19 protein-coding genes and 1 pseudogene are annotated in these 24,743 nt (G+C 66.4%); 10 read left to right on the top strand and 10 right to left on the bottom strand.

The features are described 5' to 3' along the window. Positions 1-2 precede the first annotated feature (2 nt). The 5 genes from BM070_RS11660 to BM070_RS11640 all read right to left on the bottom strand — a co-directional run bounded on the left by BM070_RS11660 (position 3) and on the right by BM070_RS11640 (position 6,014). A complete protein-coding gene (locus BM070_RS11660; protein ID WP_059400434.1) occupies positions 3-299 on the bottom strand; it encodes a hypothetical protein in 297 nt (98 codons plus the stop codon). After that, positions 296-1,315: a PRTRC system protein D gene (locus tag BM070_RS11655; RefSeq protein WP_059400433.1), complete on the bottom strand. Its 1,020-nt coding sequence runs from the start codon at positions 1,313-1,315 to the stop codon at positions 296-298. The genes BM070_RS11660 and BM070_RS11655 overlap by 4 nt, the downstream gene beginning before the upstream one ends. Before the next feature lie 230 nt (positions 1,316-1,545). Continuing rightward, positions 1,546-1,860 carry a hypothetical protein gene (locus BM070_RS11650; protein WP_059400432.1) on the bottom strand — a complete coding sequence of 105 codons (315 nt, stop codon included), beginning with the start codon at positions 1,858-1,860 and terminating at the stop codon, positions 1,546-1,548. After that, a complete protein-coding gene (locus BM070_RS11645) occupies positions 1,847-2,872 on the bottom strand; it encodes a PRTRC system protein D (RefSeq protein WP_059400431.1) in 1,026 nt (341 codons plus the stop codon). Before BM070_RS11645 ends, BM070_RS11650 begins: the two co-directional genes overlap by 14 nt. A 727-nt stretch (positions 2,873-3,599) precedes the next feature. Beyond that, positions 3,600-6,014 (bottom strand): copper-transporting P-type ATPase, encoded by a 2,415-nt coding sequence (locus tag BM070_RS11640; RefSeq protein ID WP_092939584.1) that lies wholly within the window; start codon positions 6,012-6,014, stop codon positions 3,600-3,602. A gap of 1,538 nt (positions 6,015-7,552) precedes the next feature. On the opposite strand from BM070_RS11640, the gene BM070_RS11635 reads away from it, so the two are divergent. Then, a complete protein-coding gene (locus BM070_RS11635; protein WP_059400429.1) occupies positions 7,553-8,773 on the top strand; it encodes an integrase domain-containing protein in 1,221 nt (406 codons plus the stop codon). Between the two features lie 149 nt (positions 8,774-8,922). Here the strand turns inward: BM070_RS11635 and BM070_RS11630 are convergent, their stop codons facing one another. Both BM070_RS11630 and BM070_RS11625 read right to left on the bottom strand, forming a co-directional pair. Then, the gene (locus BM070_RS11630; protein ID WP_059400428.1) at positions 8,923-9,132 is read right to left on the bottom strand and encodes a hypothetical protein; all 210 of its coding nucleotides are present in this window, start codon (positions 9,130-9,132) and stop codon (positions 8,923-8,925) included. Between the two features lie 99 nt (positions 9,133-9,231). After that, positions 9,232-11,388 (bottom strand): ParB/RepB/Spo0J family partition protein, encoded by a 2,157-nt coding sequence (locus BM070_RS11625; protein WP_059400427.1) that lies wholly within the window; start codon positions 11,386-11,388, stop codon positions 9,232-9,234. Positions 11,389-11,628: 240 nt separating this feature from the next. Between BM070_RS11625 and BM070_RS11620 the strand changes: the two genes are divergently transcribed. Further along, complete coding sequence (locus BM070_RS11620; RefSeq protein WP_059400426.1) at positions 11,629-12,066, top strand: HU family DNA-binding protein; 438 nt, start codon at positions 11,629-11,631, stop codon at positions 12,064-12,066. A 424-nt stretch (positions 12,067-12,490) separates the two neighbouring features. Further along, positions 12,491-12,814, top strand: coding sequence for a hypothetical protein (locus BM070_RS11615; RefSeq protein WP_059400453.1), 324 nt, complete (start codon positions 12,491-12,493; stop codon positions 12,812-12,814). Here BM070_RS11615 and BM070_RS11610 read toward each other — a convergent pair. Beyond that, a complete protein-coding gene (locus BM070_RS11610) occupies positions 12,799-13,512 on the bottom strand; it encodes a phosphoadenosine phosphosulfate reductase family protein (RefSeq protein WP_242455315.1) in 714 nt (237 codons plus the stop codon). The two genes, BM070_RS11615 and BM070_RS11610, sit on opposite strands and share 16 nt — an antisense overlap. Before the next feature lie 249 nt (positions 13,513-13,761). On the opposite strand from BM070_RS11610, the gene BM070_RS11605 reads away from it, so the two are divergent. From BM070_RS11605 to BM070_RS24205, 7 genes are all read left to right on the top strand, one after another. Next, complete coding sequence (locus BM070_RS11605; RefSeq protein ID WP_059400425.1) at positions 13,762-14,940, top strand: tyrosine-type recombinase/integrase; 1,179 nt, start codon at positions 13,762-13,764, stop codon at positions 14,938-14,940. Further along, positions 14,933-16,459: a site-specific integrase gene (locus BM070_RS11600; RefSeq protein WP_139222813.1), complete on the top strand. Its 1,527-nt coding sequence runs from the start codon at positions 14,933-14,935 to the stop codon at positions 16,457-16,459. The genes BM070_RS11605 and BM070_RS11600 overlap by 8 nt, the downstream gene beginning before the upstream one ends. Continuing rightward, positions 16,456-18,531 carry a hypothetical protein gene (locus tag BM070_RS11595; protein WP_047783153.1) on the top strand — a complete coding sequence of 692 codons (2,076 nt, stop codon included), beginning with the start codon at positions 16,456-16,458 and terminating at the stop codon, positions 18,529-18,531. The genes BM070_RS11600 and BM070_RS11595 overlap by 4 nt, the downstream gene beginning before the upstream one ends. Then, positions 18,528-18,986, top strand: coding sequence for a hypothetical protein (locus BM070_RS11590; protein WP_047783154.1), 459 nt, complete (start codon positions 18,528-18,530; stop codon positions 18,984-18,986). The genes BM070_RS11595 and BM070_RS11590 overlap by 4 nt, the downstream gene beginning before the upstream one ends. A 127-nt stretch (positions 18,987-19,113) precedes the next feature. Beyond that, on the top strand, positions 19,114-19,644 hold the full coding sequence (locus BM070_RS24210; RefSeq protein ID WP_103738758.1) for a hypothetical protein: 531 nt from the start codon (positions 19,114-19,116) through the stop codon (positions 19,642-19,644). Next, positions 19,637-22,486 (top strand): HsdM family class I SAM-dependent methyltransferase, encoded by a 2,850-nt coding sequence (locus BM070_RS11585; protein ID WP_047783224.1) that lies wholly within the window; start codon positions 19,637-19,639, stop codon positions 22,484-22,486. Before BM070_RS24210 ends, BM070_RS11585 begins: the two co-directional genes overlap by 8 nt. A gap of 9 nt (positions 22,487-22,495) precedes the next feature. Further along, positions 22,496-23,212, top strand: a complete 717-nt coding sequence (locus BM070_RS24205) for a hypothetical protein (protein WP_172739423.1) — start codon at positions 22,496-22,498, stop codon at positions 23,210-23,212. A gap of 94 nt (positions 23,213-23,306) precedes the next feature. On the opposite strand, the gene BM070_RS11575 is transcribed toward BM070_RS24205, so the two are convergent. After that, a complete protein-coding gene (locus tag BM070_RS11575) occupies positions 23,307-23,840 on the bottom strand; it encodes an adenine nucleotide alpha hydrolase family protein (RefSeq protein WP_175518477.1) in 534 nt (177 codons plus the stop codon). A gap of 137 nt (positions 23,841-23,977) precedes the next feature. Then, a pseudogene (locus tag BM070_RS25160) lies at positions 23,978-24,187 on the bottom strand (diflavin oxidoreductase); the annotation flags it as partial. Between the last annotated feature and the right edge of the window lie 556 nt (positions 24,188-24,743).

The following is a 24,743-nucleotide window of genomic DNA, read 5'->3' as shown; positions in this document are numbered from 1 at the left end:
CCCTATTCGCCCAGCGGCTCGGCGAACACCAGGTCGGTCACGGCACCGGACCCGAAGCCCGCGGGGGCAACTGCTTGCGGCGCCTCTGTGGCGGGACGGCCCGCGATCGCCTCCCCTGCGGGCGCCGGCGCCGGCAAGGTGACGGCGCGCAAGCCCTCATGTGCCAGCAGACGCAGCCGGTTCACCCGCTTCACGCCCTTGCCGAACCGGATCAGGTCGTCGTAGAGCGGCGGGTTGTCGTCCCGCGACATCTCGAACAGGAGCCGGATCGTGCCATCGTTGCGGCTTTCCTCGCTCATCGCACACCTCCGGCATCGGCGCCGCTGCGGCCGGCAAGGTAGTTCATCCCCGCGATCTGAAACCCGCGCACGTTGGCGAACATGCCGTCCCGGAGCACCAGCACCCGCTGGCGCGGAAACGCCGCCCGGACGGCGCCCTTGAACAGATGGACGCCGCCACCGGCCATCACGATGTTGTGGAAGCCCGTCGCATCTCCGATCCAGTGCAGCATCGACGAGATCGCCTGGCCGGTGATCTTCTCGACCATCGGCCGCATCCGTTGCAGGTCGTACGGCCGCTGGTAGATCGTGGGCGCCCTGCCCGCTCGCAGCGCCGCATCGACCGCATCGAGGTCTCTGTACTGAACGCCGATGTCCAAGGTGATCTCCGAGGCCAGTGCCTGAAGCACGTCCGCAACGCCTCGGGGCACGGAATGGCTGCGCTTCTGCACGAAGCGCACGCCCCGCGCGACCACCCAATCGAAGGTCCGGTATCCGGGGTCGAGCACGAGACTGTTCTCCCCCGCGATCCGGTCCATCTTGCCGGCGACGGACGCGAAGTAGACCAGGGCACCCTGCGGCTGCGCGACCGCCATGGTCTTGTGCACGACCACCCGACGGCCTCCGCCGACATCGTGCGTCCCCGTCATGGCCCGCTCGAGCTTTGCCTTGCGCGCCGCCAGCAGTGCCACGGGCAGACCGACGACGAGCAGGTGTATCTCCGACACCTTCATCATGCGAAGGGCACCCCTGAGCAGCGCCAGGTACTCCGGCGTCTCCGTGTAGCGGTCGTGCATCTGGGAAGGCCGGAAGGCATCGCCGGCGAGCACGACATCCGGCCCCACCTCGTAGAACAGGCCGCCAATGGGGATGCACATCGTCGCGCGGCTCTCGATCGCGGCGGCCTTGGAGGAATCCCTCGCCGCCGGATAGCACAGCGAAGGAAAGCTCGTGCACCGGATCTCGGTGCCGGCCACCCCCGTGACGAACTTGGTATGGCCGAACCCGACGTCTACGGCCCTGACCACTGGATTCATATGGTTCTCCTGAACTGTGTTGCGAAACGGGCGGCCATCGACGGCGCCCACGCGGACCGCGCCTGGGCATCCCATGATTCCGTTCGGGCGCGACTCCACCCCGACCACGGTCTCAGTTCGTCCCGCGCCGTCCCATACAGGCCGGGCGCTGCGCATTCCGTCTCACCACGGTCTCACGGGAGTCCCACGCGTCAAGGGGGCGTCTGGGATCGGAGGGCTCGGCCCGAGGCTCATTCCCTCAGGGGCGCTTCAAAGAGCCCGGAGGTCACGCTGGGGTCCAAGGCCGCGAGGTCTGCATGCTCGCCCCCGTCCTCGCTGCCGAGGGCGGGACCGGCTTGCGCCGGCGCTGGCGCGGCGGGACCCGACAGCTTCAGCTGGCTCGCCAGCAGACCGTCATGGGCCAGGGTGCGCAGCCGCGCGACGCGCCTGCGCCCCTTCTTCAACTGCACGAGTGCGTCGAACAGGAGAGGATCGTCGCTGCGGCTCAGCTCCAGGGTGACGCGGATGCGCAAGGCCTGCGACCGGCGTGTCTCATCGCTGTCCATCTCGGTCCTCGCCGGCAGTGCCCTGGGCCTTGAGGAGGTTGTCCCCCGCGATCTGGAAGCCCTTCACGTTGGCGAACATCGGCTCCTTCACCACGTAGATCTTGTGGTTCGGAAACGCCGCCTTGACCGCGTCCTTGAACATGAACGCGCCGCCACCGACGAGGATCACGTTCTGGATGCTGTAGTCCTCCGTGATCCACTCCATCATCGACGAGACGGCGCGGCGCGCGACCGCGCGCGCGGTCGGCAGGATCGGAGCGAGGTCGTAGGGCTTCTGGTAGATCATCAGCGGCTTGCCGGTGCGCAAGGCCGCATCGATGGCAGGCAGGTCGCTGTAGGGCCGGCCGATGTCGCTGCTGATCTCCTGGGCGATCGTCTTGAGGACATCGGACATGCCGCGGTTGACGGAGTTGCTGACCTTCAGGACCAGCCGCATGCCCCGCGACAGCAGCCAGTCGAAGGTGCGCGAGCCCGGATCGATGATGAGGCTCTGCTCGTGCTCGATGCTCTTTTGCTTGTGGTACGCTGCCGTGTAGTAGACGAGTGCGCCCTGCGGCTGGGCCACGGCGACGGCCTTCCTCACCTCCACCGTCTTGCCGCCGCCGAGATCGTGCACGCCCACCATCGCCTTCTCCAGATAGGCCTTGCGTGCCTGGAAGGACGACACCGGCAGCCCCACCACGAGCAGGTCGATCGCGCTGAGCTTCATGTAGGCCATCGCACCGCGCGCCAGCGCCATGTACTCGGGCGTCTCGACGTACTGGTCGTGCAACTGCGTCGCCCGGAAGGTGTCCGCCGCCAGGTGGACTTCCGGCCCGACCTCGTAGAAGGTTCCGTCGATCGGGATGGCCACCGTCCTGCGGCGCTCGGCTGCCGGCCTCGTCGCCGGGTCCTTGGCGCTGGTATAGGCCAGCGACGGGAAGGACGCGCACTTGATCTCCTGCTCCGTGTGCCCGACGACGAACTTCGTGTTGCCGAAGCCGACGTCGATGGCCCTGACGATCTTGCTCATTGCAGGCTCCTTGCCGTGGACACAAACATCCGAAAGGGTCGTCTACCGCGCTCCGGATGCGCAACGAGAAAGTCGAGCGTTTGTGAGCGGATTTCGCCGACAGCTCCACCGGACGGCCCGCGAGGCATGCCTTGGTGCCGGTGCGCGCCACGGCGGCGCCTGTGCGCAAGCCTGCGGCGGCGCAAGCCGAGGTCTGGCCGAAAGGCGTCTGCCCCGGTAGCGGGCTCCGCCGCCGACCGCCCGCGGCTTCGCCCGCTGGCCCGGCGCAGTGGCACCAGGTGCTTCAGGGCAGGTGCCGTCAGGCCGCTCTCGTCGACCGGTGCATGATGGGTCTGCACCGCGTCGAATTCCCGCGCGAGCCGGAAGGACGTCGCCGCTGCGCCAGCGCAGCCGATGCGACCGGCCTACCCAAGCGAGTTCCTGTCAACGGCCGAAGAGCGTGGGCTCTGGGCATCGTCGCCAGCCTGCCTTCGAAGTGGCGCGCGCCGGTGCGTGGCCTGAACTACCCCGGCAATCCGACATCAGCCATCCCACCGATCGGATGGAACCCTGCAGGCGGTACGCCACCCCGGGCTGGGCCCTTCCGCTTGAGCTCGATGCTCTCGCGGCTGGCGTGGCGGGTGTGGTCCTGCGCGATCGGTTCCAGCGCCTGGCGCCGCTTCGGCTGAAGTTGCGGCTACGGGTGCCGGGCTCAATGCCTGCAGCTTGCATTCGTCGCTGGCTGATCTCAATCCACCTTTGCAGTCCGCAGCCGTAGCGCATTGACAATGACACTGACGGACGACAGCGCCATGGCGGCGGCGGCCACCACGGGCGAGAGGAGCATCCCAAGGAAGGGATAGAGCGCGCCCGCGGCGAGCGGAATGCCCGCCACGTTGTAGACGAAGGTGAAGAAAAGGTTCTGCCGGATGTTCCGCATGGTGGCGTGCGACAGCTTCCGCGCACGGACGATTCCCGTCAGGTCGCCCTTGAGGAGGGTTACCCCGGCGCTTTCCATCGCCACATCCGTCCCGGTGCCCATCGCGATGCCGACCTCGGCCGCGGCAAGCGCCGGCGCGTCGTTGACACCGTCACCGGCCATGGCCACCACGCGGCCCTCGCCCCGAAGGCGCTGTACGATCTTTGCCTTGTCCTCGGGGAACACCTCCGCGACCACTTCGTCAATGTCAAGCTCTCTGGCAACGGCGTCCGCCGTGGTCCTGCCGTCGCCCGTGAGCATGACGATGCGCACGCCGGCTTCGCGCAGTCCTCGCAGGGCCTCCGGCGTGGTCTCCTTGATGGGGTCCGCGATCGCCACGAAGCCCGCCAGGCTGCCGCCCAGCGCAACAAAGATGACCGTCGCCGACCTGGCACGCTGCTTCTCCGCCGCCGCCTCCAAGGGCGAAACGTCGATGCCGCGCTCCTTCAGGAACTTGGCTGCCCCGCTGATCAGGTCCACACCGTCGACCCGTCCGACGACGCCCTTGCCCACGGGCGAGTCGAAGTTGCTCACTTCGGAAAACGGGAGCTTTCGTGCCTGGGCAGCCTGGACGACTGCCATCGCCAGCGGATGCTCGCTCGCCCGCTCCACGCTGGCCAGCTTCTGGAGCAGGTCGTCGCGTCCAAAGCCTTCGGCCGCCTCGATGTGCACGACCTTCGGCCGCCCCTCGGTCAAGGTCCCGGTCTTGTCCACGACCAGGGTGTCGACCTTCTCCATTCGTTCGAGGACCTGGGCATCACGGATCAGCACGCCCTGTTGGGCCCCTCGGCCGACGCCCACCATGATGGACATGGGCGTGGCCAGCCCCAGGGCGCAGGGGCAGGCGATGATGAGTACGGCAACCGAAGTGATGAGCGCGTAGGAGAGCGAGGGGTCGGGCCCCCACACCAGCCAGACGACGAAGGTCAGCAAGGCCACGGCGATGACGATCGGCACGAACCAGGCCGCCACTTCGTCGGCCATGCGCTGGATCGGCGCGCGGCTGCGCTGTGCGGCCGCCACCATGTGGACGATCTGGGAGAGCAGTGTGTCGGCACCGACCTTGTCCGCCCGCATCACGAAGCCGCCCGTCTGGTTAAGGGTGCCGGCGGTGACCTTGGAACCGGCAGCCTTGGGCACCGGCATGGGTTCACCCGTGACCATGGACTCATCGACCGTTCCCTTGCCCTCGATCAGTTCCCCGTCCACGGGCACCTTCTCGCCCGGCCGCACCCGCAGGCGCTCGCCGACCTGGATGGTGTCGATCTGGACCGTCTCGTCGCTGCCATCCGCCCGCACGCGCAGGGCCGTCTTCGGCGCCAGGTCGAGCAAGGCCTTGATGGCGCCCGACGTCTTCTCGCGCGCGCGCAGTTCCAGGACCTGACCGAGCAGCACCAGCACCGTGATGACAGCCGCTGCCTCGAAGTAGATTGGCACCGCGCCTTCATGGCCCCGCAGTTCGGCGGGAAACAGGTCGGGCGCAAGCGTGCCGACGATGCTGTAGAGCCAGGCGGCACCCGTTCCCAGCGCGACGAGCGTGAACATGTTGAGGCTGCGGTTCCGGATCGACGCCCAGCCGCGCGCAAAAAACGGCCAGCCTGCCCAGAGGACCACCGGCGTGGCAAGGAGCAACTGCAACCAGTTCGAGGTTTGCGCCGGAAGGAGATGCCAGCCCACGAGGTGACCGCCCATTTCCAGGACGAACACGGGCAGCGCCAGCGCCAGCCCGATCCAGAACCGGCGCGTCATGTCGCGCAGTTCGGCGCTTTCGCCCGTGGTGCCCGTCGCGATCACCGGCTCCAGCGCCATTCCGCAGATCGGGCAGTTCCCTGGTCCCCTCTGGCGGATCTGCGGGTGCATCGGGCACGTGTATTCCGCATCCTTGTCACCTTTGCCCGCCGCTGCAGGTGCAGCCAGCGGTGCCGCCGCGTGATGCCGATGATGGTCATGCCCGTGCTGCGCAGGTCCGGGTCCGCCGTGGCCGGGCGGGAGGCCGACCGGCTCCAGGAACATTCCGCACTTCGGACACTTCCCGGGCTCCGCCTGTCTCACCTCCGGATGCATCGGGCAGGCGTAGCCCGCGCGCGGCGCCGGAGCCATTGGCTCGGCGGCGCGAGATGGCCCCTCGTGCTCGTGATGGCTGTGAACATGTTTGGCGGAGGAGGAGGTCGCGTTCTTGTCCATGGCTTGTATGTCGCTCCCACCAGGTGCAGGCCAAAATTCACCCATGCGCCCGGCACAAAACTCTCGGAGATAAGCCGCAGCGGCAGCGGCGCTCTTGGCCCTGCCGTTCCGACCGCGGACCGCACCTGCGGACAACCCTGGATGCAGACCCTCTGTGCGATCGCCACCATCCCAGCCACGGCTACCGGGATCGACACCTGTTTCCCAGGGATGTCGGCCTTCGATCGCGGCAGGTCTTTCCCTGCCGGCTAAGGACCTTGCGATCGTACTGCCGCAGTGCCTGTGGCTCATGTCGAGGACTTTGAGACGACCCATCAGGAGTTCACGTCGAGGTTGATGGGGAGACTATCGACCTTGACACTGTGAGAGGGTCAAGCGTCTTCCGTAGCCGTCCAGGGTGGGGCTGTGGCTGGGCGAGGAGCTGCAAAGGGGCGTGCCGAGAGCCGTCTGGACAAAACTTCCGCTCGCCATGCGGTCAGACCGCCCTTCGCCGCTGCTTCAAGGACAGTTCAGGCGCCCGCACTTCGAAGCGCTCGCTCCGCGCCGTTGTTCGAGCATCCTTCAACTGCGGCCTTCGCCTCATCGCGTCTCACGCCGTATCGCCGGCGCCGCCTTCCAGGTCGGATTCACAACCAGAGTCATACCCCCTCTTTGTCAACCCCCTCTCGCGCGAGCGCCCCCCAGGGGGAATCCAGACATAGAGCGGCCTCGCAGGAAGCTGTGATCGCCACCCCGAAGCCCCGCGCATGGCCTTGACGACGCCGCAGCGCCGGTGTCCACTGAGGGCTCCCGAAGGCTCCTTGCCCTCGCTCCCATCGGTGGAGCGCAAAAAGGCGTAGCGGTCGTTACCCGCCCCTCATGTCCCGGCCCCGAGCCCGGACCGAGTCCTGCCACAGAGCAGCACTCCGAGGAATCCATTCGTAGTGAAAGCCCGCGACCTGCCAGCCCTTGCGGCTGGGCGTCCTCCAAGGACGCGTCGCGGTGCAGGTCAAACCGTTCGCCGGGCACCCGATGCCCAGGCACTGTTCCCGCCACCTTCCGAGCACGCGCATCGCGCGGCACACGGTCGTGCTTGCCCTGATGGGCTCCACGTGTGTCCCCGCTCGGACATCTGACGCTCTCCGGCCACGGTCAGGAGAGCGACCCAGCAGATGGGTGGCGCTACGAATCCAGCACTGATCCCGCAGACGTGCACCGGCCAGACCGGTGCGCGGCGCTCACGGACCTCCAAGGCCGTGAACCTCCAAGGTCATTGGCGCACCCCACCCTGTGTTTGCCGCGGAAACGCGCGCGCAGGACCGGATCAACCCGTGTTCATTTTTAAGAACGACCGCGCCGCCGCGCTGCCCCTGGCAGCCGTGCAGCGAAACCCTGGGTAGGTGCCGTGCGGCGTGGCCGCGCACGGCGCTCGACGCATCGGCCACCGTCCGCCGCTGGCACCGGAATTCCCCAGCGACGGCACGCAACACCCCCCGGATTTCCTTTCACACCCGATGGCACGCGCTCGGGACGCGGGCCGCACGACAGGAGAGAGACCGATGAATGCCCATGCCCCTTCGCCCACCCGGAACCGCAGGCGGCCCGCGCGGCCGAAGAACACATCCCGCCGCCACCCCGGGCGGCGCCACCGGGACTGGTCGGGCCTGAGCGCCGCCGACGTGCTGGCCCGCCATCCGCCGGGATCGACGCCGCCCGAGGAAGTACTGGAGATCCTGCTGAAGCTGTTCAACGAACAGCACACGGCCATGCTCAAGAGCGTGTCGCACAAGACGCGCCACGACCGGGCGGTGTTCCTGCGGCGCTTCCTGCGCGACCTCCAGGCCAAGGCGGGGTTCCCCACGATGCCCGACCCGCGCAACATCGGGGGGCGCCACATCCAGGCGATGGTGAGCCTGTGGCGCCAGGATAGGCTCGCGGCCGCGACCATCCAGACCTACCTCAGCTTCCTGCGGGGGCTGGCGCAATGGATCGGGAAGCCAGGGCTCGTGCGCAAGCCGGACGCCTATGGCCTGGACGTCACGGAATACCAGCGGCACGAAGTCGCGCAGCGCGACAGGACTTGGAGCGGTGCCGGGATCGACATCGAAGCCCTGATCGCGCAGGTGTGCGCCTACGACCGCCACGTGGGAGCGGCCCTGCGGCTGATTCGTGCCTTCGGGCTGCGCCGCAAGGAAGCCGTCATGATGCGGCCCCATGCCTGCGTGGTGCCCTTCTCGGCCACCAGGCTGCCGCCGGAGCGCCAGAAGGCCGAGAGCTACCTCTGGGTGTGCCAGGGCAGCAAGGGGGGCCGACCCCGTTTCGTGGCCATCGCCACGGCGCAGCAGCGGCAGGCCCTCGCGTATGCGAAGTCCGTGGCCGGTGCTGCCGACGCCCACTTGAGCAACCCGTCGCGCGACCTCAAACAGAACCTCAACCACTTCAGCTACGTGATGCGGCGCTTTGGCCTGTCCCTCAAGGAACGCGGCGCGACCGGCCACGGGCTTCGGCACGAGGTCTTCGTGGAGGTCTGGGTGAATGGCACCGGCACCCAGCCCCCGGTGCGGGGAGGCACGCTCCCGCCGAAGGATGTGCGGGAGGCCGCGCAGCAGGATATCGCCGAGATGGCGGGCCATGCCCGCAATCGCGCGGCCGGGGCGTACATCGGATCGGTCCGCGCGCTGCGTCCTACGGCACGGGCCACGGTGGACGGCCCGTCCCGCGGCCAGGGCACGGCCGGCGACGAAGGCGCTGCGAATCCCTCTGCCGTCAGGCAGCCATGAAGGGGAAGCCCGAGGGGTATTCGGCGGTCCATGCTGCTGCAGCGCCTGTGCTTCGCCGCAGCAACGGCCAGACTGCCCCGGCAACAAAAACGCCCCCGGCGTCCGCAATGGACCAACCGGGGGCGCAAGCTACATGGGCTTCGCGAGGCTCATGGCATCGGCAACACCTCGAAGTCCTCGTCGGGATAGATCCGGGCGCCGCGCCGCCGCGCCTCGCCCACGGTGATTTCCTCTTCGCTGACCCCGTACCGCCAGAGGGCAGCGCAGCGGGCAAGGGGTTCGTCCGTCTCGCTGACCTTACCGATGTCCACGGCAACGCCGTCGCGGACCACGAGAACCCGCCAGTCCTTCATGTTCATGCCTTGTACTCCTGTCGTCGATGTGCCCCGGACGGGGCGGTTGTGCTTGAGTAGGCCGCCCTCTCGGCCCTGCGCGGGCTGGGGGGGCTGGCCCGGGGATCAGGCACCCTCGGCCACGGCCTCTTTGGGCTGCGGATCAGCGGCGTCGGCGTCTGCATCGCCCTCGCCGGTCCCGGCCGCGCCCGGGGCGTCGTCTGCTGCGCCGGCCTGCGGCCCCGGCACGTCGTCGCTCTCGCCTTCGTCCTCGTCGGCGGGTGCCGCATCCGGCTGCGCCGCATCGTCCGGGGACGGCAGGCGCAGCATGGCGGGAAGCCATCCGGTCGCGGCGACCGCCTGCTCGGCACCGCTGGCCGCTGCGTCCTTCTTGAGCGCCTGCAGCGGGGCGGCGGCCTGGGCGCTGACCGCCTCGGTCACGACTTCGGCGATGCGGGCCTTGGACACGTGGTTGAAGTAGGACCCCGCCGTGGCCTTCCACCACTTGCTCATGTCCAGGCCCAGCGCCAGGGCAAGGCCATCGGTGCGCTGCTTTTTCGGCTCGGAGGGATAGACGCCGCTGACGGTGAGCGCGACCAGGAAGGTGAACAGGCGCGAGATGGCCGCCGCATCCAGGGTGAGCATCCAGGGCAGCACGGCATCCACCTTCTGCGGCAGCAGCGCCTGCCAGTGCTTGCGCTCGGCCTCCAGCGCCTGCCACGCCGCGCATGCCTTGATGTCGTCGGCGTCCTGGTGCAGGATCGCGTGGGTGTCGGAGACGCCCAGCGTGAGGGGATCGCCGCTGCTGTACAGGTGCTGGTAGCCGTCGATCAGCAGCTTGGTCGCCATCTGCGCAGTGGCCACCGCGACCGCCACGTCGGGACGGCCCAGCAGTTCCGCCTGGATCGCCGCGACACGGTGCGCGGTGAGGTTGCGCGTCAGGCGGTCGGAATGGACGGGCCGGGTCTTCGCGGCGGGCAGGGACACCAGCGCGGGATCGCCCTCGCCGGCCAGCGCGCTGCCGTTGCGCGTGGCCTGGGCCAGTTGCGCCATGTCGGCGCGGTCGTCCGGGCGGATCAGGCCGTAGCGCACGGCGGGCGCGGCATCGGTGCCCACGTAGACCACGCAGCCCGCCTGCGACATGAGTTCGGGCGGCCAGACCGACAGCGCCTCGGTGATCGCCTCCATCTTGGCGTTCAGGTCGTCGCACTCGGCTTCCAGGCGGCGGTACTCTTCCTCGGCGGCGCTGTCGTCTTCCTCCTGGTCGCAGATGTCGTCCATGCGCTGGGTGCGCTCGGCGACCTGCGCCTCCAGGTTGTCCAGTTCGGCGGCTTGCTCGGCGCTGGGCTCGCGCGCGGCCTTGCGCAACTCGCCATGCTTGGCGTATTCGTCGCTGACGTAGCGGGCGCGGACGTCCACCCACTTCCAGCCCTCGGCGCCGACCTGCTTGGCCTTGCGCTGCAGCTTGGCCACGGCCAACTGGTCGAGCAGCACCGGGTCGAGCAGGTAGACCTTCTTCTCGTCTTCGCTGAACAGGTCGCGCCGCGTGGGACCGCCCGCCTTCTCGTAGGCCTTGACCGTGACGTAGCGTGCCACGGGGTTGCGGTCGGACTCGATTTCTCCCTGCGTGAGGATGCGGCGCAGGTGGTCGGGGTGGCGGTTCCACGCATCGAGCCCGGCCCAGGCCTGTTCCTGGCGTTCGTGGTCGTCCACCGAGGCCAGCACCATGAGGCATTCGAGGTCGATCTTCTTCTCGCGGTACTGCGCCATGAGCTTGGGGGACACCGAGGCGAGCTTCATGCGGCGCTTGACCACCAGCGGCGTGACGCCGAACGCCGCCGCCACGTCCTCGACGGACCTGCCCATGCCGATGAGCTTGGCGAAGGCGAGGAACTCGTCGGCCGGGTGCATCGGCACGTGGTACGTGTTCTCCGTGAGGCTGGACAGCAGCCCCCGGTCGGCGGGCACGACCAGCACGGGCACGGGGTAGTTCTCCGGCAGGTCGCCTGCGGCCACCAGCAGCCCGATGGCCTGCAGGCGGCGGCCGCCCGCGCAGACCTCGTGCAGGTTGCGCGGGCCCTTGACCGCGATGAGGTTCTGCAGCACGCCGCATTCCTTGATGGAGGCGGCCAGCTCGGTGAGGCTCATCTGCGGCTTGCCGCCCGGCGCAGGGCTGGGCGTGCGTGCCTGGTAGTCGACGGAAAGGACCAGCTGGTTGAAGGGGATGTAGGTGCGCGGCGAGGCCTCGATGATGGCCTCGACTTCCGCTTTGGAAATCTTCATGGGTGCTCCTGATGGATGGACGCCGGACGCGGCGGGATGCCTCGTCCGTGAGTCCAGGTTCTCACCCGCCGGCGCTTCATCAAGGGCACGCGCGGCTGCCCCCCCGCAGCGGCGCGCGGGACCGGCTGGCGCGGCAACGGGAGCGCCCGACGAGCCCCCTCTAGAATTCCCGCTGTGCAGCTTCGATGCACGCGGGGGCATGCGCCCCCAGCCGCAAACGCAAAAGAAGGGAAACATTCCATGGCAACTGCGAAGACAACCGCCAAGGCCGCTGCGCCTGCGAAGAAGACCGCGAGGGCCTTTGCTCCCGCAAAGAAGACCGCCCGGGCCGATGCGCCTGCGGCGAAGGCCGCCGCGCCCATCAAGCCCATCAAGGACGCGCTCAACAAGACCGCGCTGGTCAATCACATCGCCGCGCAGGCCGACGTGGACGCCAAGTCGGTCAAGGCGGTCCTGGCCGCGCTCGAAACGGCCGTCCTCGGCTCGGTCGACAAGAAGGGCGTGGGCACCTTCACGCTGCCCGGCCTGCTCAAGCTGGACGTGGTGAAGGTGCCGGCCAAGAAGAAGCGCTTCGGCAAGGATCCGTTCACCGGCGAGGAGCGCTGGTTCCCGCCCAAGCCGGCATCGGTGAAGATCAAGGCCCGCGCGCTCAAGAAGCTCAAGGACGCCGCCCTCTGACCCCGTCCGGGTCCGGGCGCGCGTCCGGATCCGGAACCGGTTGCGGGTCCGCGCGGCTGCGCAACCGGGTCGCCGCGGTTGCGCAATCGCGCGAACCCTCGCGGCGACATCGGGCAGGGAGCCGGCGCCTGTTCGCATCGCCAGCAGCCTGTCTCCCGCTCCATCCATTGCCGGGGCACCCGGCAGTCCTTCCGCAACCACGCGGAAATTCGAGGTCTCATCCGAGCGCTGCCGCGTCGGAGGCGATGCCGCTGCAGGCGGATCGCACCGCAACGAGGCCCGTGACGTAGTCCATGGGTGGGAGCCTCGCCCGGCCCCGCACACCACTGGCACTTGCGTGCCCGGCGCACCTGCCGGCCCGTCCACATGCTGCCGCCACGAACCCGGGTCGGGGACAATACGCGCTTTGTCCGTCTTGCTTTCCGTGTCTGCTCCCGTCTCCTTCTCCGTTCTGTTGCTGCTAGATGCCCCCCATGGCAGCCTGGCCGAGATCGAGCTGACGCGCGCGGACCTGCCGGTCGGCACGCGCAGCCACTGGCTCTGGATCGAGGAGAGAACCGTCACGGAGCTGCAGGCCATCGGCACGGGAACGCCGTCAAGGAAGGCATTCGACCGTGCGGTCCTGGCCCTGGACGGCGAGCGGGCCGAACTAATCTGGCCGAGCGGCCTGTGCGACGCGCTCAAGGTCGACCCCGGGCGCATGCTGCGTCCCGAGTTCCTGCGGCTCGTGCATCAGCACGTGAACTGAGAAGCCCGCGCGCCCCGCTGCGCGCGCTGGCGCATCAGTTCGGCATAGCGAGCGCTGACGGCCGCGCCGTCGAGACAATCCACCGCGATACCGACCGCCCGCGCCACACGTCGGCGCACCGAGGCGAGGTGGCGGGCCTCGGCGGGCGTCGGCATGCACACCGGCCAGCCCGCTTCATAGAGCAGGTGCGGGGGAATCTCGGCTTCCGCGGCCTGCCGCGCCGCGGCCCGCTCCTTGGCCTCGGCGACCCCGGCCCACAGCGGCGCGTCGAGCAGGTCGGGGGCCACGTCGCCCAGCCAGCCGCCCGGCTGGAACGAGAACGTGCTGCGCGCCTCCAGCGCCACCAGTTCCCGGTAGACGGCGGCGTTGTCCCCGCAGCGCGATGCGGCGCCCAGGTCGCTGCGCGAGGCCAGCACGCAGAAGGCGCAGGACACGCGGCTGCTGCCGTAGATGCGGTAGGCCTCGTGCAGCACGCCGCCGTGCAGGCTGATGTAGTCGAGCACGTCGCGGCGCGGCCAATGGATGATGGCGTTCCAGGTCAGGCCCAGGCCGCGCGCGCGGGTCAGCGCCGCATCGCGCTTGGCGACCGGCTGGCGCGACCGCGCGGCGCTCTCCTCCCAGCGCAGCCCGAGCGCGGAGACTACGGGGCCGACAGGGTGCCGTGCGCGGATTGCCCTGGCGATGATCTGCGTCTTCATCTCCGAGGTATTAGGGCGACCGAATCTGCTTTGTGTGAACAACCTCCCTGAACCCCCTTGATCCAAGAGGGGCGCGGGGCTGTTGACACTCACAGAGCAGGACATGGTTGCCTGGCGTTATGGGGTACTTTGACCCATCTGTTAACTCCGAAAGCGATCACCTTGATTCCCAGATTCCGAGCATCCCCTTCAAGACAACTCCAATCCCACCATCGCATCCGCACCATCCTGTTCAGCACCGGCGAGCGCATGCCCGCGCTGGTGTCGGCGAACACCGGCATGCCGGTGTTCGCCGCCTGCGTCTATGCCATGACGGAGGTTCGCCCGCGCAGTGGCTCTCCCGCGACCATCGAACAGGCCCTGCGAGGGGTCCAGTTCCTCCTCGCGTTTGAAGACCTCCGCGGCATTGACCTGCAGAATCGTTTCGCCAACGCTCGGTTCCTCGACTTGCACGAGTTGGATGACCTCGCCGCGCTGGCGTATCTGCCACTTCGCAGTGGCGGAACCGATCGCAAAGAAGAGGCCCCTCTGGCGCGAGCAACGCCAGCCACGGTCGCCGTCAGCACGGCCGCCATCCGGCTGCAATACTGCCGCGCCTATCTGTCGTGGCTGGGTCAGGCCGCTGCCTCACAAACGTGCGCCACCCTCGAACAGCGGGCGAACTACATGGTGATGCTGCGCGAGTTCCTTGCGCGGCTGACCGCCCGCGCACCTTCGGCGCGCTCCAGCAGGCATCGGGTCGGCCTGGACGCGCAGGCCAGAGCACTTCTGCTCCATGCCATCGACCCCGCATCGGCGGAGAACCCTTGGTCGACCGCGTTCCTGCGCGACCGCAACCGGCTGCTGGCTCTCTGGGGTCTTGGCACCGGCCTGCGGCGTGGGGAACTGCTGGGCCTGCGGATACGCAGCATCGACTTTCGCCGCAACCTGGCCGACGTCGTGCGTCGGCCCGATGACAAGACCGATCCCCGGATGGCCCAGCCGAACACCAAGACGCGCGAGCGCAGCATCGGCATCAGCGAGGAACTGGCTTACCTGACGCACCAGCACATCGTGCAGCACCGCGCCAGGATCGCTGGCGCGCTCCGGCACGACTTCCTGTTCGTCACCGCCACAGGCGATCCGTTGTCGCTGTCTGCCGTGACAAAGATCTTCCAGGGGTTGCGACGGCACCATCCCCAGCTTGGTGATGCGTTCTCCTCCCATGTACTGCGGCACACCTGGAACGAGGATTTCTCTGAGATCGCCGACCGCGCCGGGATGACGCCGGGCGACGAGCGCCGGGCACGCAACCACGCCATGGGATGGTCCGAATCCTCGCGCAGCGCAGAAACCTACCTGCACCGCCGCACCCGCCGCCTGGCAGTGCAGGCCTCGGTGGAGATCCAGCGCAAGGTATTGGGCGAGGAGGTGTCTCGCGATGCCTGAACAACCCATCCGCACCTCGACCAGGTCCTGCAACCGCACGATGTCGCGGACGCTCGACGGCTACCTGTTCGATCCCGCCGACGACATCTGGAAGATTCCGACGGCCGGAGGAATCGCTTCCTTCAACTTCGACAACCTGCCCGGGGCGTCAACCCGGCTGCGGCAGTGCATCAAGGACGTGTGCGCCGCCTTGCTGGTCTCGATCTCACCATCGCGTGCCGCCCAGGCGCTGTCGGCATACCGGAGGCTGCTTCGCCACGCAGCGCCGCCACACCCCCTCGACGCCATCGCCTTGAACGACGTGGTTCGGTACGGTGAATCCCTCGAAGTACGACAGCGCTACCGGCTGCGCCGGCTCAAGGAACACCTGCTGCTGTGGGTGGAACTGGGAACCCCGGGGCTGGACGTCGACCTCCATCGTGCCTTGCCCCGGCTGGTCACGCAGACGCATGAGGTCGGCAATGCCGTGCGCATGATGGACGTGGACGCCGGCCCGCTGACCGACATCGAGTACGAGGGTGTCACCACGGCCATGCGGCGCGAGTTCGCTGCCGGCCACCTTGGCCTGGCCGACTACACCCTCCTGACCTTGGCCGTGACCCTGGGCACCCGGCCGTTGCAACTCGCAGCGATGAAGTGCAAGGATTTCAGCGCGACACAGCGGCAGGACGGCAGCAGCATCTTCATCCTGCAGGTCACCCGCCTCAAGCAAGGCAAGGGCATCCGTCCCCGAACGCTGTTCAGGCCGCGCGAGCTGTCCAGCGGCCTCGGCGCCCTGGTGCAGGCGCAATGCAAGGCAGCGGCGGACTGGGCACAGCGACACGGGCTGCCTGTGGGCGAGGCGCCCATCTTCCCCTCGGCGCAGTTCACCAGAACCCCGCATATGGCCGAGATCGGGCTGCTCGGCCACTTCACCGGCCGGGGCGTCAGCGACAAGCTCTGTCGGCTGTTCCAGAAACTGGAAGTGGTCTCCCATCGCACGGGGAAACCTCTGGTGATGTCGCCCATCCGCCTGAGACGCACGCTCGGCACCCGGGCGGCGGCCGAAGGATGCTCGGCGCCCGTCATCGCGGACCTGCTGGATCACAGTTGGTTCGATTCCAGCCTGGTCTATGTCGAAACGCGGTCGGCCATGATCGAGCGCATCGACAAGGCACTTGCGTTGCAGATCGCTCCGCTTGCCCAGGCCTTCGCCGGCACCCTGGCAGTGCGCGACGACAGTAGCGAGGGACGGCTCGTTCACCACGTGTCGGCCGAAGCGTTCGACGCGATCGGCCGGTGCGGCAAGCACGACTTCTGCCGTCTCGCTGCGCCACTGGCCTGCTACACCTGCTCGTACTTCCACCCCTGGATCGACGCCCCTCATGAGGCGCTGCTCGATGGCCTGCTCAGCGAGCGGTCGGCGCTGGCGACATCGACCGACCTTCGCGTCGCCTCCGTGAACGACCTGACGATCCTTGCGGTGGCCGAGGTGGTCCAGCGTTGCCGGGACTCTCAGCATGAACGGGAGGCCGCATGACCACCGTGACCCGACTGAAACCCAGGGCATTGCGCGATGCGCAGGCCAAGCTGGACGCCTTCATCGCCAACGCTCGGAACGAACTCACGGCCTTCGGGAAGGACCTGGAGTTCGATTCGGATTGCTGGGACGTGACCGAGCACTACCTGGCCCAGGGGGACCGGCGGGCCAAGCAGGCCCGCGTGCGCTTCTTCTTCATCAAGGTGCCCGGCGCCGGCGGGCAAACACTGTCGCCCAAGGTTCGCGCGCTGGCCAAGGCCTACGTGCGAAGCGAGCTGGCCCAGCGCTCGGCAAGCGCGGCGCTGCGGGCGGTGCAGGCGTTCCACGTACTCGGCATTGCCATGAGGAAGCAGCGGCTCGCCTCCGCAGCAGAGATCGACCGGACCACCTTCGACGCCGCCGTGACTGCCATGGACGACGGCCGCGGCGATGCATCCCTCGACGGGATCGGCTTCCGCCTCGGGCAGATCGCCCGGTTTCTGGAAGACCGGATGCTGTGCGCCCACACGACCGGCACCTGGCGCTACGCGATGCGCCGGGGCAGTACCTACGGTCGCATCGGCGAAGCCTTCGAGGCCCGCAAGCGCAGGCTGATGCCTGCCCCCGCAGCCCTGGACGCCCTGGCGCGCGCATTCCATCTGGCATCCGACCCGAGGGACGTGCTCATCACGTCCGTGGCGGCCATCCTGTGCGCCGCGCCGGAGCGCTTCAACGAGGTGCTGGCCTTGCCTGCGGACTGCGAGGTGGACGTTCCGGGCGATGGCGAGGTACGACATCTTGGCCTGCGCTGGGCGGGCTCCAAAGGCTACGACGGCCACGTCAAGCTGATCCTGCCCGGGATGGCGGACGTGGTGCGCGAGGCGTTGCGCAGGATTCGCGGCCTCACGGAACACGCCCGCCACCTCGCCCGATGGTACGAGGCGAACCCGACGCGGATCTACCTGCCGCCGGAATGGGAGCACCTGCGCACGCAGGAGTTCATCGACTTCGAGGACATCGCCGATCTCCTGGGACTCGGGGGTGTGAGCAAGCGGAACCACGCGCGCACCTGGGTGCAGAGCGCGGGGCTTCCCGTCACGATGGTGGTGCGCGTGGCGGGCCACATCCCAGCGATGGTGGTTCGATTCGCTGACTTCGAGCGCCACGTCGTCCACCAGTTGCCGCCGCACTTTCCCTATGCAGACGCCAGGACCGGACTGAAGTACGGTGAGGCGCTGCTGGTCATCCCCGCGAGGTTGTTCCGAACCGGTGTCGGCAGCTCGTGCATGCTGGAGCCGCTGAAGTACCACCATGTGGGCAATGGGCTCGGCCAGAACGCCAAGGCCGGCAGTGTCACCGTGTTCCAGCGCGTCGGGCTCGACCCGAATCGCACGCTGTCCATCAAGAGCCACCAGTTCCGGCACTGGCTCAATACCCTGGCCCAGGGCGCGAATCTGTCCCAGGTGGACATCGCCAAGTGGAGCGGCCGCAGGGACATCCGTCAGAACGCGGCCTACGACCACGTCTCCAGCCAGGAGATCGTGGCACACATCCGTTCTGTGGTGGGCGATCACGCGAAAGTCATCGGCCCGCTGGCGGAGATTCCGAAGCATCTACCGGTGTCGCGCGACGAATACGCGGCGATGGCCGTGCCGACAGCGCATACAACGTTGTACGGCTTCTGCATCCATGACTTCGCCTCGGCTCCGTGCGAGATGTTCCGCAACTGCCTGGACTGCCGGGAGCACGTCTGCATCAAGGGGATCGATGGCAAGACCGAACGCGTGGCCGCCGCGTTGGAGCAGGCGTCGGCGCAACTCAGGACCGCGCAGGCCGCCGCTGCCGAGGGGGTGTACGGCGCGGCGGACTGGGTTGCCACCCACCTAGCCACCGTGGAGCGGCTGGACCAGTTGCTGACCATCTTGCGGGACCCGGCGATCGAGGACGGCGCTGTGATCCAGCTCAGCACCGGCGGAGCCGATTCCCTCTCCGAGAGCGCCGCCCGTGATCGGCTGGCCGGCGTCGACGCTCTGCGGCTCGCAGCGCCGACCGGCGCAACTTCCACCCCCTCATCCAGGAAATCCCATTCATGACACGACGTTCCCCTAACCTCACGCCAGAGCGGGTAGAGGCCATCCTGACGATGGTCCGCGCCTGGGAGGGCCGGCTGACGTGGCCGGCGCTCATCCAGGCCGCCGAAAAACGGTTTGGCTGCGCCTACACACGGCAGGCCCTGTTCAAGCACGCTCCGATCCGCATCGCGTACGACGTCTGCCGCAACGCGACTCCAGCGTCGGTGAGAGTCAAGCCGGGCCGGCCTGTATCCGCTGCCTTGCAGGCCGCGATGGATCGGGTTCATCGCCTGCAACAGGAGAACGCGGAACTCCGCAGGCGCGAGATGCTGCTGCTCGAGCAGTTCCATCGGTGGGCCTACCACGCCAGCTCGCGCGGGCTGACCCAGCACTTCCTGGATCAGCCGCTGCCACCACTGAACCGCAGGGGCAATCGCACACCTCCCCACCAACCACATCACACTGGCTCGACGTAGCTCAAGAATGATTGGCACGCCTCGTGCTCTGAACGGAGATATCACTCCTCGCAGAACCGGACCGTTCTGCGCTGCAAATGCATAGAGCTGCGTTGATCATACGCATGTCTGCGTGTAAAATACGCAGATGCGATCCATAACCATCAGCGACCTGTGCGAACTCACGGGCTACTCGCGCGACCAGATGCGCGGGCTGCTGGCTGAATTGCCACGTTTCGCGCGTAGGCATGCTGAGGCGCGGGTGGCTCGCGTGTACTCAAACCATGATGTGATGTTGGTGGTGGTGCTCTGTCGGCTGGAGACGGTGTATGGTCTTAGGAGAAGCATCGTCTCTGCTCTCTGCGAATCGATCGCTGCGAGCTTGACGGCACCGCGCAAAGTCAGCAAGCAGGCCTGCTTGATCTTGCGGGCCCACGATGCAACATGCGAATACGTCGATACAGCACCTCTGATCGACGATGGCTTGGTTGTCGCGCTGGGACCTATTTTCCTGGCCATCGACTCCTATCTACTACCGACGCCGCTGGTACAGCGAGACGTGGGACTCTCCGCCACTGGCACGCAACACAACCCCGCCACCGCAAAGGCTGTCGGACGTCAAGGACGTGTCGCGCGTGAGATGGTGCCTCGACATCGAGAGCGGTCGAACCATGGGTAATCGTCCGCCTTGGTGGGATGCTTGGCTGCGACCAGACACCGGCGCACAAGTAAAGGGGCTTGTGCGGGTACTCGGCTACCTGCCCGATGGCCGTCCACCCGAAGAAGTCGCCACCATGGAGAAGGCAGCCGAGTACGGGGCTGACGCCGTGTTCTTCGAGATTGAACAGCACGGTAGACGTGCCTCGGCGCAAGCCTTCATCTATGGCGTCAACACGTTGGCTGATGATCGGGAGTTTGCCGAGCGTCACCGCATGCTCTGGAGTTGGGGTGGCGTGCCCTTGGTGTATCGGCGTACGCCAGGATTGCTGCAGTTGTTCCGTTGTGCGCATCGTCCCGACTTTCTCACTGATGACGGGCGCATCCAGTGCAACCCAATCAAGTATCTGGATCTGGCTACGGCAATAGAGCTCGATCCCTGGTGGGATGAGGACAGTATCCGTAGCGGAACACTGTGGACGGATCCTGCAACCTGTGACCTGCTTCTGTCGAACAGCAAGGCAGCACACAAAAGCCTGTTCGATGCGTTCAAGCGGCTGAGCAGCTATCTCGACGAGAAGAACATTCTTCCGAAGCGTTTGCGTCGCCGGTTGTTGATCCTGTCGTTGCTGATTGCCTACCTAGAACAACGAGGCGTTTTCGGCGAAGGTTTTTTTGCAGCTTTTCAGCCCGATGCACAACGCTTTTTCGAGGTTTTGGGTAACGGACCGGCTCTGGTCAAGTTGCTTGCAGCCTTGGAAGACCGGTTCAACGGCAACGTGTTCACACTGGAACCGTCGGAAGTGGACAAGCTTCTGAGCACCCAGCAGTTGGAGCGCTTCGCTCGAATGATCGAAGCACGTGAGAATCAGACGGGCCAGCTGTCGCTGTGGGATCTGTATTCGTTCCGGGACTTGCCGGTCGAGTTGATCAGCCAGATCTACCAGTTGTTTGTGGAGAACGAGGACAGCTCGGTCTACACCCCTCCATTCCTAGTGCGGTTCCTGGTGGAGGAAGCCCTGAACTGGGATGCACTTGACCACATCACTTCGCACAACCAAGTGGTGCTGGATCCGTCTTGCGGCTCCGGCGTGTTCCTGGTGGAGGCCTACAAGCGCCTAGTGTTGCACTGGCGCCTGCGTCATCAGTGGCGGCGCCCGGACAAGCATGTGCTGCAGAGCTTGCTGGCTTTCGTCCATGGGGTCGATCTTGAGGAGGACGCCGTCGAACTCGCCGGTTTCAGCCTGTGCTTGGCCATGTGCGACGCCTTGCAGCCGGCACAGATCCGGCGCAGCATCAAGCTGTTCCCGAACCTGCGTCAACAGACATTGCATCATGGCTGTTTCTTTGCAGCCAAAGAGGCCGGGCAGTTGCCGGCCCGAATTGGGGCCGTCCTGGGCAATCCACCGTTCGCGTCCACACTGCAGACACCGGCCACCCAACGGGCCTATGCACGGTATCAAACCGAGCATCACAAGAAACTCCCCGACAAGCAGGCGGGCTACCTCTTTCTGCACGAGGCCAGCGAGATCATGGAGGACGGTGCAACGATCTCCATGCTGCAGCAGTACAACTTTTTGTACAACCAGAATGCGCTCGCGTTTCGGCAGCAGTACCTGGAGCGCTACTGGGTGCGCGAGATCCTGGACTTCGTTTCGGTGCGTGGCCTTTTCCAGAAGGGCGATGCCGATACCAAAGTCATTGTTGTCGTGGCGCAAAAGCGAGTCCGTCCCGACACCGCCACTTTGCTCCATGCAACGTTCCGCCGAACCGGCCGCATTGACGCCGAGCAGGGACTGGATCTGGACTACTACGACCTGCACGTCGTGCCATATCGCGTTGCACAGACGAACGACCGCCTCTGGCGTGCAAACCTCCTGGGAGGCGGTCGAACCTTGTCGCTTGTGAACCGGTTAGCACAGATGCGCACGCTGCGCCAATATGCGGAACAGCGGGATTGGGACGTTGGCGAAGGCTTCATTGTTGGCAAAAAAGTCCAGCGTAAGCGCGCGCCCCATCTAACAGGACATCCCTATCTGCCCTCCAAGGCGTTGACGACAAGCGGCATCGACGAGTCCCAGATTCAGCCCCTGAAAGACGAGTTTTTCCGCTCGGCGTATACCGAGCGACGCTTCACCCCGCCAATGTTGCTGGTGCGTGAACAGATGCACCTCGCCCACGCAGTATGGCAAGGGCACTACCTAACGTATAGCCAGCGGATGGTTGGCTTCTGCGCGCCGCAGAAGGACTTGCCAAAGCTCAACGCCATTGATCGTTGGATGAGCGCCGAAAAGCGCACTCTGCGGGCCTATTTGGCTCTGACCAGCCCCGGGCTGTTCGCTCAAAAGGCGACTGCGCTGCAGGCCGACGATATCTACTCGATTCCATACCCTGCTGACGGATCGTTCGATCTGAGCGACAACGAGCGCATCGTGGTCGACGACATCGTGGACTACCAGTCGGATCTGATACGGCTGGGGGAATCGTCGATAGCGATGCGCCAGGTCGCCGATGAAGACCTCCAGGTGTACGCGGAGGTTCTGGCGAATCAGGTCAACGCACTATACGGGTCACCCAGCTTCGGGCTGCGTGGCCAGTTCAGTTGGTCGGGTGCGGTGTGCCAAGCCTACGCGTTTGGCGACGCTCAGATCGATTGGTCAGGGGCGGAAGAACTGCGAGACCGCATCTCGGCTTTGCTGCACGCACCATCGCACCAGCACCTGGCTCTCACGCGCATCTGCCGACTGTATGACCACCGTTTCCTGTTCATACTGAAACCTGACCGTTTGCGCTACTGGATGCGCTCCGTCGGACTGCGCGATGCCGATGACATCTTGGCAGATCTGCGGGCCCAGGGCTACTAGCGAGGCGCGATGCTGGCGGACGGATCTACCTCTCACGCATTGGGCCAATTGGCCTCGGGGTTTCTTGCCGAAGGCCAATCTCGTGCCGCCATCCTGGACTTTATTCTCGGACAGCTCCCCCGCTGGCGAGACCGGCCTGATCGACCTCTACGCACCAGCGAGACGATGCTTACGTCGCAACTGTGCGCCCACCTCAACAGTGCAGCACGCAAGACTCCAGGCTGGGATTGCCTGCAATTTCGTGTGGAGGAAGCTGATGAGACACATGTCTCGCGCAAGATCGATCTCGTGGCTGCGGCTGCAGGCGATGCGCTGATCGTGCAAGGTCGGAGCTACAGTGATTTCGAGACGATTTTGCCAATTGAATGCAAGCGACTGCCCATTCCCGTCGGCTCGGGACGAGACGAGCGCGAATACGTCGTGACACGCGTTGGAGTGGGTGGAGGTATCCAACGCTACAAGGAGGGCAAGCATGGTGCTGCGCATGTTCGTGCAGCCTTGATCGCGTACGTGCAGGAACAAAGCTTCGATCATTGGCTTGCTTTGATCAGTGGCTGGATTCATGACTTACACACCAGTGGTACTCCCGGCTGGTCGGTCGCCGATGCGCTGGTAACTCATGGTCAAGACCCCACGGCCGGCATTGCGGTACATGAGTCAGTGCATAGCCGGAACAGTCTGCCTTCAATCCACTTGCGCCACCTGTGGGTGAAGATGACGCTCTAGTGCGATGACCGGGCTGAAAGTTTGCAAAGCCGTGAACACCTGCTCCCACTGCTGAATCCAACAGATTCACGAGGTTCCAACACACACTCTCGTGTCAATTCACACTTCCTCTTCGCCTCCGACCGTAAGGTCGCAATCCAATTGCGTTTGCTGCTGCTCGAGGATGGCAGTTCGACATGGGGCATGCGCTATTTACAATGTCTCGTTCCCCATAACTGGTACAGAACCTGGAGGACGCCGAACTCCACGGCATGATGAGCTTGACGCACGACAGCGCTCGGTAACGCCGCACGTTGGTCTCCCAGCGCACCCCCCAGCGGTCCACCATGTCGCCGGCCGGCCTGCGGACGGTCACCAGTTCCCAGCCCAGCCTTTGCGCGAGGCGCTCGCACACCGGCGCCGAATCCTTCCACTCAATCCGGCCCAGGTCGCTGTGGATCAGGACCCGCTGCCCCATATGCCCGATGGCGTCGAGATGGCTGCACACGCGGTACGCGAGCGCCTGGCTGTCCTTGCCACCGCTCACCCCCACATAGGCCGGCGCGTGCTCCGCCAGTGCCGCGTCGATCATGGGATCGCGGGCGATGTCGAAGCGCGGTGCGGGAACGGAGCCAGGGCGGGTTGTCATGCTCCCAGCATCCCTGCGAACAGCGCGCATTCAAGGGCGGCCCCGCACGCGCGCCCTCCTCATTCGCCTCCAGCTTGCCGCCGGGGCTGCAGGGAGGCTGTCGTCCCGCGCGCTCTGAACAGCAGCGCACGTTCTCCTCAATAGACGTCGCGGGCATAGCGCCGGTCTCTCGACATACAGGCCAGGTAGTCCGTGGCGGCATCCGCCGTCATGGCGCCATGCTCCTGCACGATCTGCCGGAGCGCTGCATCCACGTCCCTGGCCATGCGGCCGGCATCGCCGCAAACATAGAAGTGCGCGCCCTCCTGCAACCAGGCCCACAGCAGCGCGCCCTGCTCCCGCAACCGTCCGAAGTTCGTGGGGTGGGTCTTGATGCCGGAGACTTTGACCACCTTGCCACCCTGCACGTCCAGGGCCATGCCGCAGCCCACCCCGCAATAGGGGCACACGGTCTTCACCGAGGTCGTGGTCGCCGAGTTCATCCCGTCCTCCCGGAGAGCCGCTGCGCGCGGCGCAGGGGGTCCTGCGGCGGTCGGCAACAGCAGCCTGTCGAATGCGCAAAAAAAACGCGTCCGCACCTTCCTGACCACCGCGCTGAAGCGATGAAGGAACGTGCGGACGCCGTTGTCCTGCCTGAATCACGCCCAACATCGGGCGAGGTCCATGGATCTGCCTAGATCATGGATCCGGTGTCGCAAGACTTGTGCCAGCGATATACCTCCACGGATATAGCGCCGGTACACCGACAAGCCTGCGCTTGCTGCACCAGAACGCAGCAGCCGACATGCGGCAGTGCCCGGCTTGGTGCGCTGCACCGGAATGCTGGCGGCGGCTACAGGCCGTCGGTGCGACCCTCCACGACCTGCAGCAGCATCAGCATCACCCGCCGCGAAAGCTGCTGCG

It is taken from the genome of Paracidovorax wautersii, assembly GCF_900113035.1.
GTDB lineage: Bacteria > Pseudomonadota > Gammaproteobacteria > Burkholderiales > Burkholderiaceae_C > Paracidovorax > Paracidovorax wautersii.
Note: the sequence above shows the minus strand (reverse complement) of the source record. Positions and strands in the feature narration are given on the sequence as shown.

Bases quoted from the DNA above. Each gene is read 5' to 3' on its own strand.
- BM070_RS11660 (WP_059400434.1), bottom strand. From the start codon at position 299: ATGAGCGAGGAAAGCCGCAACGATGGCACGATCCGGCTCCTGTTCGAG.
- BM070_RS11655 (WP_059400433.1), bottom strand. From the start codon at position 1,315: ATGAATCCAGTGGTCAGGGCCGTAGACGTCGGGTTCGGCCATACCAAG.
- BM070_RS11650 (WP_059400432.1), bottom strand. From the start codon at position 1,860: ATGGACAGCGATGAGACACGCCGGTCGCAGGCCTTGCGCATCCGCGTC.
- BM070_RS11645 (WP_059400431.1), bottom strand. From the start codon at position 2,872: ATGAGCAAGATCGTCAGGGCCATCGACGTCGGCTTCGGCAACACGAAG.
- BM070_RS11640 (WP_092939584.1), bottom strand. From the start codon at position 6,014: ATGGACAAGAACGCGACCTCCTCCTCCGCCAAACATGTTCACAGCCAT.
- BM070_RS11635 (WP_059400429.1), top strand. From the start codon at position 7,553: ATGAATGCCCATGCCCCTTCGCCCACCCGGAACCGCAGGCGGCCCGCG.
- BM070_RS11630 (WP_059400428.1), bottom strand. From the start codon at position 9,132: ATGAACATGAAGGACTGGCGGGTTCTCGTGGTCCGCGACGGCGTTGCC.
- BM070_RS11625 (WP_059400427.1), bottom strand. From the start codon at position 11,388: ATGAAGATTTCCAAAGCGGAAGTCGAGGCCATCATCGAGGCCTCGCCG.
- BM070_RS11620 (WP_059400426.1), top strand. From the start codon at position 11,629: ATGGCAACTGCGAAGACAACCGCCAAGGCCGCTGCGCCTGCGAAGAAG.
- BM070_RS11610 (WP_242455315.1), bottom strand. From the start codon at position 13,512: ATGAAGACGCAGATCATCGCCAGGGCAATCCGCGCACGGCACCCTGTC.
- BM070_RS11605 (WP_059400425.1), top strand. From the start codon at position 13,762: ATGCCCGCGCTGGTGTCGGCGAACACCGGCATGCCGGTGTTCGCCGCC.
- BM070_RS11600 (WP_139222813.1), top strand. From the start codon at position 14,933: ATGCCTGAACAACCCATCCGCACCTCGACCAGGTCCTGCAACCGCACG.
- BM070_RS11595 (WP_047783153.1), top strand. From the start codon at position 16,456: ATGACCACCGTGACCCGACTGAAACCCAGGGCATTGCGCGATGCGCAG.
- BM070_RS11590 (WP_047783154.1), top strand. From the start codon at position 18,528: ATGACACGACGTTCCCCTAACCTCACGCCAGAGCGGGTAGAGGCCATC.
- BM070_RS24210 (WP_103738758.1), top strand. From the start codon at position 19,114: ATGCGATCCATAACCATCAGCGACCTGTGCGAACTCACGGGCTACTCG.
- BM070_RS11585 (WP_047783224.1), top strand. From the start codon at position 19,637: ATGGGTAATCGTCCGCCTTGGTGGGATGCTTGGCTGCGACCAGACACC.
- BM070_RS24205 (WP_172739423.1), top strand. From the start codon at position 22,496: ATGCTGGCGGACGGATCTACCTCTCACGCATTGGGCCAATTGGCCTCG.
- BM070_RS11575 (WP_175518477.1), bottom strand. From the start codon at position 23,840: ATGACAACCCGCCCTGGCTCCGTTCCCGCACCGCGCTTCGACATCGCC.